The organism is Stieleria sp. (assembly GCF_041595215.1).
In the GTDB taxonomy this organism is placed as follows: Bacteria; Planctomycetota; Planctomycetia; order Pirellulales; family Pirellulaceae; genus Stieleria; species Stieleria magnilauensis.
The window spans coordinates 1-3,340 of record NZ_JBFHKV010000959.1; the positions used below are offsets into that span (position 1 = coordinate 1).

The 3,340-nt window shown below is 59.6% G+C and carries 2 protein-coding genes; both read left to right on the forward strand.

All coding sequences use genetic code 11. The features are described 5' to 3' along the window. Nucleotides 1–880, forward strand: an 880-nt coding sequence (locus ABX749_RS26810) for a dihydroorotate dehydrogenase (protein WP_372898709.1), incomplete at its 5' end; no start/stop codon positions are given. Nucleotides 881–907: 27 nt separating this feature from the next. Beyond that, nucleotides 908–2,728, forward strand: coding sequence for an ATP-binding cassette domain-containing protein (locus tag ABX749_RS26815; RefSeq protein ID WP_372898710.1), 1,821 nt, complete (start codon nt 908–910; stop codon nt 2,726–2,728). Nucleotides 2,729–3,340 lie beyond the last annotated feature (612 nt).

The window sequence follows — 3,340 nt, forward strand, 5'->3', positions numbered from 1 at the left end:
CCGGATGACGCTGCCCAATCCGATCATGGTCGCCTCGGGAACCTTCGGCTACGCAAGGGAGATGGAGCACGTCGTCGATGTCTCTCGCCTGGGCGCAGTGCTGCCCAAGACGATCACGGCCGAACCACGGATCGGCAACGCACCTTGGCGGACGGTCGAAACCTCCGCCGGATTGCTCAACGCGATCGGCTTGGACAACGATGGCGTCGATGCGTTCATCCAACACCACTTGCCCTACCTACAATCCTTGTCGACGCCGGTCGTCGTCAGCGTGGCCGGACGTACCCAAGACGAGTTTGTCACCCTGGCCCGACGGATCGGTGAATTCGGCGTCGCCGCGGTCGAGCTGAATCTGTCCTGTCCCAACGTCAGCGGAGGCGTCGACTTCGGCACCCACGCGACCAGTTGCCATGACGTCGTCGCCGCGGCGCGCGAGGCGTGCGCGGTCCCGATCCTGGCGAAACTGACGCCCAATGTGACGCGGATCGCAGACATCGCCAAGGCCGCCGCGGAAGCCGGTGCCGATGCCGTCTGCCTAATCAACACCGTGTTGGCCATGGCCATCGACTGGCGACGACAACGACCGATGCTGGGCAACGGAATGGGCGGCATGAGCGGTCCGGCGATCAAACCGATCGCGCTGCGATGCGTTCACCAAGTCGCCTCAGCGGTCGACGTACCGATCATCGGAATCGGCGGCATCGCCACGATCGACGACGTCATGCAATTCCTCGTCGCAGGCGCCTCCGCCGTGCAAATCGGAACGGCCAATTATTATGACCCCACCGTGTCGACTCGGCTGGTCGACCAATTGCCGACCGCCCTGGCCGAACTCGGCGCCGCCCGCGTGGCAGACGTCGTCGGCACGCTCAAGGTCTGAACCGGAAAAGGAAGCTCGGCGATGGCACTGTTGACGATTGCGGATGTATCCATCGGGTTCGCCGGTCCGCCCCTGCTGGACGGCGTCACCGCCCAGATCGAACCCGGCCAGCGGATCGGATTGTTGGGCCGCAACGGAGCCGGCAAGACAACCTTGCTGAAATTGCTCGCCGGTGAGCTCCAACCCGACCACGGTGAAATTCAACTCGGTGACAAGACGCGCGTGGCGCGATTGACCCAAGACGTGCCCGCGCACCTGTCGGGCACCATCGCCGACGTCGTGCTGTCCGGCATCCCCACCGAAAAGATCGCCGACCCGACCACCCAATGGGAAGCCGAGCATGCCGTGGAGACGACGCTGTCACGCATGCAACTCGACGGTACGCTTCGATTCGAATCACTTTCCAGCGGCATGAAACGGCGCGTCCTGCTGGCCAAATCGATCGTGGCCCAACCCGACATCCTGCTGTTGGACGAACCGACCAACCATCTCGATATCGAATCCATTCTTTGGCTCGAAGACTTTCTCTCTCGCTGGGACAAGACCCTGGTCTTCATCACCCACGACCGCTCGTTCCTGCAACAACTGGCGACGCGGATCTGGGAAGTCGATCGTGGCCGGTTGTTCGACTGGTCTTGCGATTACCACACGTTCCTGACGCGTAAAGAACAAGCGTTGGAGGCCGAAGAGAAACAGAACGCACTGTTTGATAAACGTTTGGCCGAAGAGGAAGCTTGGATTCGCCAAGGCATCAAGGCGCGACGCACGCGAAACGAAGGCCGTGTTCGAGCCCTCAAAGCGATGCGCGCAGAGCGCAGCAAACGACAAAACCGAGTCGGCAATGCGAAACTGGAAGTCCAAGATGCCCAACGCAGCGGTGTGCTGGTCGCCGAATTGACCGATGTCAGTTTCGCCTACGGTGATCACACCATCGTGGATCACTTTTCCACCGAACTGATGCGTGGCGACAAGATTGGCATCATCGGCCCCAATGGCGCCGGCAAGTCGACGTTGCTGAAGTTGCTGTTGGGAAAACTCAAACCCGACTCGGGAAAGGTCCGCCTGGGAACGAAATTGGAGATCGCGTATTTCGATCAAATGCGTGACACCCTGGATCCGGAAAAAACCGTCCAGGAAAACGTCGGCGACGGCAGCGAACAATTGAAAGTCGGCGGCAAGACCAAACACGTGCTCGGCTATTTGCAGGATTACCTGTTCACGCCGGAACGGGCGCGGACCAAGGTCAAGTTTCTTTCCGGTGGCGAGTGCAATCGCGCCTTGTTGGCAAAACTGATGACCAAACCCGCCAACGTGCTGGTGATGGATGAGCCGACCAACGACTTGGACGCTGAAACGCTGGAATTGCTCGAAGAGTTATTGGCCAACTACGAAGGCACCCTGTTGTTGGTCAGCCACGATCGGACGTTCTTGAACAACGTCGTGACCAGCACGATCGTCTTTGAAGACGACACGATTCGACAATACGTCGGCGGCTATGACGATTGGCGAGACGCCGTCGCCAGACGCCAGCAGTCGGCAGACGGCAATGGCGCCACCGCAAAGAACACTGCAACACCGCGCAAGAAAGAGACGGCCCAGCCTGACGCAAACTCGCCAACGGAACCGGCCAAACGAAAGCTGTCGTACAAAGAGAAACGCGAGTTGGAAGCGTTGCCGGAAAAGATCGAAAGCCTGGAACAGCAGATCGCCGACCTGCACGCGGCCATGGCGGAACCGGAGTACTACCAAAGCGGTGGCGACAAGATCGCCGCCGACGCCGCTCAATTGGCTACGGCCGAAAAAGAACTGGCGTCGGCCTACCAGCGATGGGAAGAGCTTGAAGAATAGCCGCCGTCGATTCTGATAAAGCGAATCGACGGCGACCGGTGGGCATCTTGCCCCGAGGGCCCATCCGTCGCTTGATGAATCTACAGATTCATCCATCTGGGGACAGAGGAATCACGGTACTGATTTCGAATTTTTCTTAACGTTTTTTGTTGCGCAATGGATTCGATGACATTGGCAATCTGCAAGTGGTCACATTGGTCGCGCAACACGCCATTCTCATTGCGGGGGACCACAATGGAGTACGTGATACCCACACGACACAAAGCAGTGGGGGAAGCATCTTGCTTGCCAACACCGAACGGTGTTCTCGGTTAGCGGCACGCGGGAAGCCCTCCGGTCTTTCAAGGCGTTCTCAACGCTCGCGCCGTTCCGCTACCACCTTCCGTTTCTGTTAGCGGCAGGGCGCAAGCCCTCCGGTCTTTCAAGGTGATTGCAAGCTCGCACCGGACGGCTCGCGCCGTTCCGCTACCACCTTCCGTTTCTGTTAGCGGCAGGGCGCGAGCCCTCCGGTCTTTCAAGGTGATTGGAAACTCGCACCGGACGGCTCGCGCCGTTCCACTACCACCTTCCGTTTCTGTTAGCGGCAGGGCGCAAGCCCTCCGGTCTTTCGAG